The 5,820-nt window shown below is 45.4% G+C and carries 8 protein-coding genes and 1 pseudogene; 7 read left to right on the forward strand and 2 right to left on the reverse strand.

The window, feature by feature from the left end:
* Nucleotides 1-263: hypothetical protein (locus Q366_RS21660; RefSeq protein ID WP_035242213.1), on the forward strand; the 263-nt coding region annotated here is incomplete at its 5' end.
* Nucleotides 264-1,282: 1,019 nt separating this feature from the next.
* On the forward strand, nt 1,283-2,017 hold the full coding sequence (locus Q366_RS18785) for a response regulator (protein ID WP_035242215.1): 735 nt from the start codon (nt 1,283-1,285) through the stop codon (nt 2,015-2,017).
* Between the two features lie 322 nt (nt 2,018-2,339).
* Here Q366_RS18785 and Q366_RS22475 read toward each other — a convergent pair.
* Both Q366_RS22475 and Q366_RS21835 read right to left on the reverse strand, forming a co-directional pair.
* Nucleotides 2,340-2,564: pseudogene (locus Q366_RS22475) on the reverse strand (IS110 family RNA-guided transposase); the annotation flags it as partial.
* Nucleotides 2,565-3,069: 505 nt separating this feature from the next.
* Nucleotides 3,070-3,297 carry a hypothetical protein gene (locus Q366_RS21835; RefSeq protein ID WP_035242221.1) on the reverse strand — a complete coding sequence of 76 codons (228 nt, stop codon included), beginning with the start codon at nt 3,295-3,297 and terminating at the stop codon, nt 3,070-3,072.
* A 198-nt stretch (nt 3,298-3,495) separates the two neighbouring features.
* Here Q366_RS21835 and Q366_RS21115 point away from each other — a divergent pair, with 198 nt between their 5' ends.
* The 5 genes from Q366_RS21115 to Q366_RS18815 all read left to right on the forward strand — a co-directional run bounded on the left by Q366_RS21115 (nt 3,496) and on the right by Q366_RS18815 (nt 5,583).
* The gene (locus Q366_RS21115) at nt 3,496-3,669 is read left to right on the forward strand and encodes a DUF4160 domain-containing protein (RefSeq protein WP_281175510.1); all 174 of its coding nucleotides are present in this window, start codon (nt 3,496-3,498) and stop codon (nt 3,667-3,669) included.
* Nucleotides 3,629-3,724: a DUF4160 domain-containing protein gene (locus Q366_RS22235; RefSeq protein WP_281175511.1), complete on the forward strand. Its 96-nt coding sequence runs from the start codon at nt 3,629-3,631 to the stop codon at nt 3,722-3,724. Before Q366_RS21115 ends, Q366_RS22235 begins: the two co-directional genes overlap by 41 nt.
* A 10-nt stretch (nt 3,725-3,734) precedes the next feature.
* Nucleotides 3,735-3,965, forward strand: coding sequence for a DUF2442 domain-containing protein (locus tag Q366_RS18800; RefSeq protein WP_035242226.1), 231 nt, complete (start codon nt 3,735-3,737; stop codon nt 3,963-3,965).
* A 1,076-nt stretch (nt 3,966-5,041) separates the two neighbouring features.
* Nucleotides 5,042-5,371 carry a DUF4258 domain-containing protein gene (locus Q366_RS18810; RefSeq protein WP_211251922.1) on the forward strand — a complete coding sequence of 110 codons (330 nt, stop codon included), beginning with the start codon at nt 5,042-5,044 and terminating at the stop codon, nt 5,369-5,371.
* On the forward strand, nt 5,368-5,583 hold the full coding sequence (locus Q366_RS18815) for a hypothetical protein (RefSeq protein ID WP_020587764.1): 216 nt from the start codon (nt 5,368-5,370) through the stop codon (nt 5,581-5,583). Before Q366_RS18810 ends, Q366_RS18815 begins: the two co-directional genes overlap by 4 nt.
* Nucleotides 5,584-5,820: the final 237 nt, after the last annotated feature.

Raw genomic sequence — 5,820 nt, forward strand, 5'->3', positions numbered from 1 at the left:
GACAATCAATCGTAATTGAATCTTTAAAAGGTGGTAGTAAAGGAAGTGCTGTAGGAGCTGTTACAACTATTGTAACTGGCGTAGGCGTAATTGCAACTGCTCCTGCCTGGGTTCCTTTTATTGGTGGAACCATGGCTATAAGTGGTAGCGTACTTGCTGTAGGAGCTGCAGTTGGGGGTGCAGCAGGGGTAGTAACTGGAGCTGCAAAAGAATACCGAAAACAAAAAAAAATTAATGAAGAGTTTAAAAAAGCAGGCTTCTAGAAATATTTCTATAAAAGATAGGCATCCTTCACAAGTACTTTGCACTTTTTGACGCCAAACTCCGTCTTCCTGGGGCTTTCCCAAAAAAGTGTAAACTACTTTTATGGTGATATGAAGGATGCCAAAAGATAAACCAAGTATTTTAGCCTAATCGGGATAGGACTCCCCATCACTGAGGAGCCCTCCCACACCACCCGGCATACGGATCACGTACCAGGGCGGTTCGGCTGGTATTGATAAAATCAGTTGTAGGTTATCCCACCGATTTTATAGGGCTTTGGGCAACGTCATGCTATCGGAATTTCGGCCACTGCCGCATTATTCCCATAAAAACCGTTTGCTTACTCACCACCACCATTTACCCAGGCCATTCGGCCCAGGCACCGTTCAGGCCTTCACCGGGGTGAGACCTCCCTGTTTTGCAGGGCTCGTTTCCACCGACTACTATGCCTTCTGCTGACTTCTCCCATGCGGTCAGGGGCGGTTGCCCGGCCCTCAGCCGTTACGGCACATGGGAGATCTCCCGGGGTAAACACGTGTCTTTCGGTACGTGAATGCCGGATTTACGGACACACCCTGTAATGGATAGAGGACTTTCTCTTGTTGTGCAGACTCGTCCCGGTATGTGCGCCTCACATCCGATTCCTGTATGTCATCCCGTACCTTCGCGGTACCTTGCCTCGGCAAGGCGGCTTCCTTCCGAAGCACCGTCACCGGTACCCCGTTGCACTACCACTACACCCTTCGCCTCCATCTGGCTGGGTCTAAGACTTGTCAAATGTATTGAAATTGTTTACATTTGACTCACTTTTAAGAACACGTGCCGTGCCCGGCACACACAATACGCTGGAGAGGGACCGGGCTACCTGCGCGGCGTTTTGGAAAGTATGTGGTTCAAGGAAATTTACCTGTTATCTGAGCTTTTGGGGTTTAAAAGCCCGGCCCCTCAGCTCCGCGTTCGACCAGAAACTGAGGGGTAAGGCACTAAAACGGGTGTTTTTCAGATAGGGGAAAGAGATATGAAAATCCTGATAGCAGAAGATGATCTAATGCTTCAGACAATGGCCGGCAACATTATGAACCATTGGGGATTTGATTTTGATATTGCTTCAAACGGCTTAGAGGCAGTTGAAAAAGCTCAGATTCATGACGGGAAATATGATCTTTGCCTGATGGATATTGATATGCCTTTAATGAATGGATTGGAAGCGACAAAAATCATTCGAAGTAAAGTAGCCTATTTCCCTATTATGGCGGTGACAGGTAATTTCAGAGCACGGCAGGAATGCCTGGACATTGGGATGGATGATTTTTTATCAAAACCTTATCAATTAAATGTCCTTTTTGATAAAGTAAACGATTTATCAACAAAGACGGAAGAAATTCATTTAACGGGCAATCAATTCCGTTTCCAAAAGGGAAAACCAATGAATCAAAAAGAACTGCAAGAATTGATACAGCTTAAAAACAAGGGATTAACGAAATTAAAACTGGTAGGAACGGAACATACATTTGTGGTTCATAAAAATATTCAGAACAAGATATCATACGACCTTATTGGTGAGGGAAAAGAATTATCTGAGTTTATTGACCGTTCTGAAAATGAGCCGGGTCGATGCCATCTCTACAAGATGAATTTGTACGTCACGAAAGATTTGTTTACTTTTGATGAATTGGAACGTGAAATAGAACGAGAAAATGAAATCGCCGTAAAATTTAACAATCCCACGGATAGAAAACTCAAAAAAGAATAAGACGTACATTGAAGCCCTGTTGTGATATATGAAGGAAGTATCACATGTCGAATCGGGATAGGACTCCCCCCATCACTGAGGAGCCCTCCCAGGTGAGTAGCCCAAAGGAACTTCCCCTTCAGGCCCTCTCAGGTAGGGTCGAAGACCGGCGCGGTTCAAATTAAGCCCGTTTCCAATCCCCTCCACGTCAAACGCAGCATGCGGATTTCCCGCACTACGCTTCCCTGTCAGCTTCATTTAAAAGTTTATGGGACCTATCAGCCGTCAGCGCTTTCAAGCCTGGTATCGTCTAACCTTAATCTGCACAAAAAATTTTGATAGATTAACCTTCACAAGGAACAAGTTTCATCCCTAACTCATCAGCCTTTTTCGCCAAATTTTTCAACATACTTTGTTTGTTTGGCTTGCTTAAGTATTCTTCTCCAAGGTCTTTATATCTGTCTCCATTTTTGATGATGTTGTAGATGGCTTTTGCAATTCTATGGGCTATGGCAACAATCGCTTTTTGGGCACCTCGTCTGGCTTTGAGCTTATAATACTGTGTCCTTTCGGCAAGTATGCGTGACTTATTTTTTCCCGGTGATATAATCCAGCCATATTCACTTGATCCATATCCATTTTTCAGTGATTAATCTCAAGGTTTAACTCTCTTGAATGAAGCAGTTGCTCCATGAGATGCATGATTGAAAAAATGGCGGATATCAGGTTGTACAAAATTGCTGTATCTGAATTCAGCACAATAAATGACTTGACCAGAAAACAAAGGAGTATGAATCCCCTCTTGACTGAATTTTTTCACACCAGTTGTCAATCCGAAAATATGATGGAAATTCAGTTGCAGCTGAAATCGTATGGTATTGTGGATTATGCAAAGCTTTGCATAATCCACAGTACCTGACAGTCTGCTCATACCGGCCGGGGATGTGCGTCACCAGCCTGGCCAGCCAGTCAAGGGCATCAAAGACTTTCTGGAACTTCCGATCTTTTGATGTATATACGACCTTTGCAAAACCGTCACCGGATTCTTCCGCCGGGATATAAACCATACGTTCCTAGGAGAAACAGGCGCGGATAATGTACCGGGCAAGATTGCCGAGGCTGGCCTGGTCATTGGAAGATATCTTGTCACCGATATAAACATGGAAGCCTGAATGCTGCCATGACAGCATATTCTCGATAACGGCATCCGTTATCTTGCCCTCTTTTTTGAGCATCTTGAGCACCTCGTACTGAAAAATTTCTTTCAGAAACCCAGGCGGGATGCATACATGGCGTCCCAACCCCCCTCCAGTTCTTCAAAGTGATTCTCAACGCATTGGTAGTATGCGCTTGCCTTGGGATTGCGGGGCTGGTAAACATCAAAATTATGTGCTGTTGTTTGGGTCATGGCGGAACCGGTAATGGTGATGGAAATAATTTAGAGCATTCGAAAGGAGATCAGAATATTAATACAGGACGGAAACATCTGTATCATACGAATGTATTATGCCCCAAGTGAACATCCACCCCCGCATTTTCATGTATACTATGGAGAGCACAGGGCTACAGTCGATATTCAGACATGTGAAATAAGCCAAGGCCAATTACCAAAGAAAGCAATCAAGGCTTGTCATTGCGTGGGCAGAACTTCATCAAGAAGAACTGATGGCTAATTGGACACTACTTATGAATGGTGAAAAGCCATTTAACATCCAACCTCTTCAATAGGAGGTAAAATATGTATCCAGGCGTTAAAGAAGTAACTCCAAAAGAAAATTATATACTTTCAGTAACGTTCGATAACGGAGAACATGGCATTCTGGATATGAAACCACTCTTAGATTTTGGGATTTTTCAAAGCCTTAAAAATCAAAGTGCATTCAATCGCGTCCGCGTGGTCTTTGATACCATAGAATGGGAGTCTGGAGCTGACTTAGATCCAGAGTTTGTTTACAATAAATGCAAATAATATAGCAGAACAAAACGCTAAGGATAAACCCTGCAATTGCTGGGTGAAAGCCGACGCATTCCAGCGTGACGGAAGGCAGCAGACCCACAGGTGTTATGGCAAGCCTGTGAGTCACCACCGGGGTCTTCGACCAGGGCATGTTTTCAAAGGGGTAGCTCGGGAACTGGGGAGAGCCAATTGGTTCCTTGTAGAAGAAGTAAGGTCTCAGGAGATCCGGCCAAAGGGTAAAATCCCGGCATCTGTATGGAGACCCTGCCAGCAGATGAGTCCGCCACAGGCGGAGACATAAACATAAAAGAGGGCAACGCAAGGTAACGGGCGCGGATAGTTAAAAGCGAACAAACCCGTGATGGTCAATTGGCAGTCTTCGTGGATCATGATACCGATATCCAGGCAGGGAGCCTGGATGGTAAGGTGGGGAAATGAAACCCAAGCAACCCACTGCAGGTAAGGAGAAGCCGGGTGTGACGTTTTACTGGGAGGTACTACAGGAGGCTCTCAAAGGCCACAAACTGCACCACCAAATTCCAGTAAAGTGCACATTAGGGCAGTTGTTACTGCCCAAGGGTAGCACAGTCATGCGCCAATCGGGGTGTCGCCTGATTGGTTGACGGCTCGGTAAAAAGAGCCTGAACCGAGGAACCATATGAGGGAAATCTTCACGTACGGGTCTGTGGGGGGAGCGCTGGGTAACCGGTGCTTTTACCCGGAAGGCCGACCCGGGGAGCTAGCGGCTTTTTGAAAGTGCTTGGGTTTGGAAAAAACTTGGCTTCGACAACCTGCTCGGCTATATGCCCCGGTCGGCTGAGCTCCCCGTTGACCGAGGCACCGCTGGAGCGGGCTGGAAAATTATCCGAGTAATATGGTACGGCTGAAGCTTTGCTTCGCTGCCGCATAACTGCGTTATGACGGACAGAGCGAAGCAAAGCTTCAGCCGTAGTCAAAGGTGAATTTCCCACCCCACTTTCCAGGGGCTCATCAACAAACCACTACACGTGGACAAGCCAGTGAGTTAAACATTATCCGTTCAAAAATAAAGCTCCATGGCCGATGTAAACCAAAGGAATTATGTTATAATGGAAATAAGCAAGACCCTTGAGCAGATTATTGCTTTAGTCAAGGGTAGAGAAGTGGTGATATCAGACCATGGATATGATGAGCTTGCCGAAGATGCAATTCCTGTTAAGGATCTTATATCAGGTGTCGCCAACGGAATAGTCGTTGAAGATTATCCCGATTATTTTAAAGGGCCTTGTGTTCTGGTTTTACAAAAAGACTGTCAAGGGAATCCCATCCATGCAGTATGGGGAATACCCAAAGGCTCTTCATCGCCTGCTGTTTTAGTCACTGCATACAGACCAGATCCAAACAGGTGGTCAGATGATTTTATGAGGAGAAAACAATGAAAAAAAGACATCATCAAAAACTAATCCATGAAGGACAGTATGTAGCTAAGGTTAACATCGAGTTGGTTGATACTGACGATGGTTGGTCTCCCTATTTATCACTTGATGACGCATTAAAATTGGATGATGTTCGCGATGCTCTAAGAAGGGGGGATGTAAAAACTGCTACTCAACTTGCAGATGTTTTTACTCTTACTCCAGTAGCTGTTTAATCATGGCGGAGAATCGAGATAGGACTCCCCATTACTGAGGAGCCCTCCCACACCACCCGGCATACGGATCTCGTACCAAGGCGGTTCGGCTGGTGTTAACAAAATCGGCTGTAGGTTATCCCACCGATTTATCGGGTTTTGTGTAGAGTCATGCTATGGAAATTTCGGCCACTGCCGCATTATTCCCATAAAATCCTTCTACTTACTCACCACAACCATTTACCCAAGCCATTCGGC

The organism is Desulfobacter vibrioformis DSM 8776 (assembly GCF_000745975.1).
Taxonomy (GTDB): domain Bacteria; phylum Desulfobacterota; class Desulfobacteria; order Desulfobacterales; family Desulfobacteraceae; genus Desulfobacter; species Desulfobacter vibrioformis.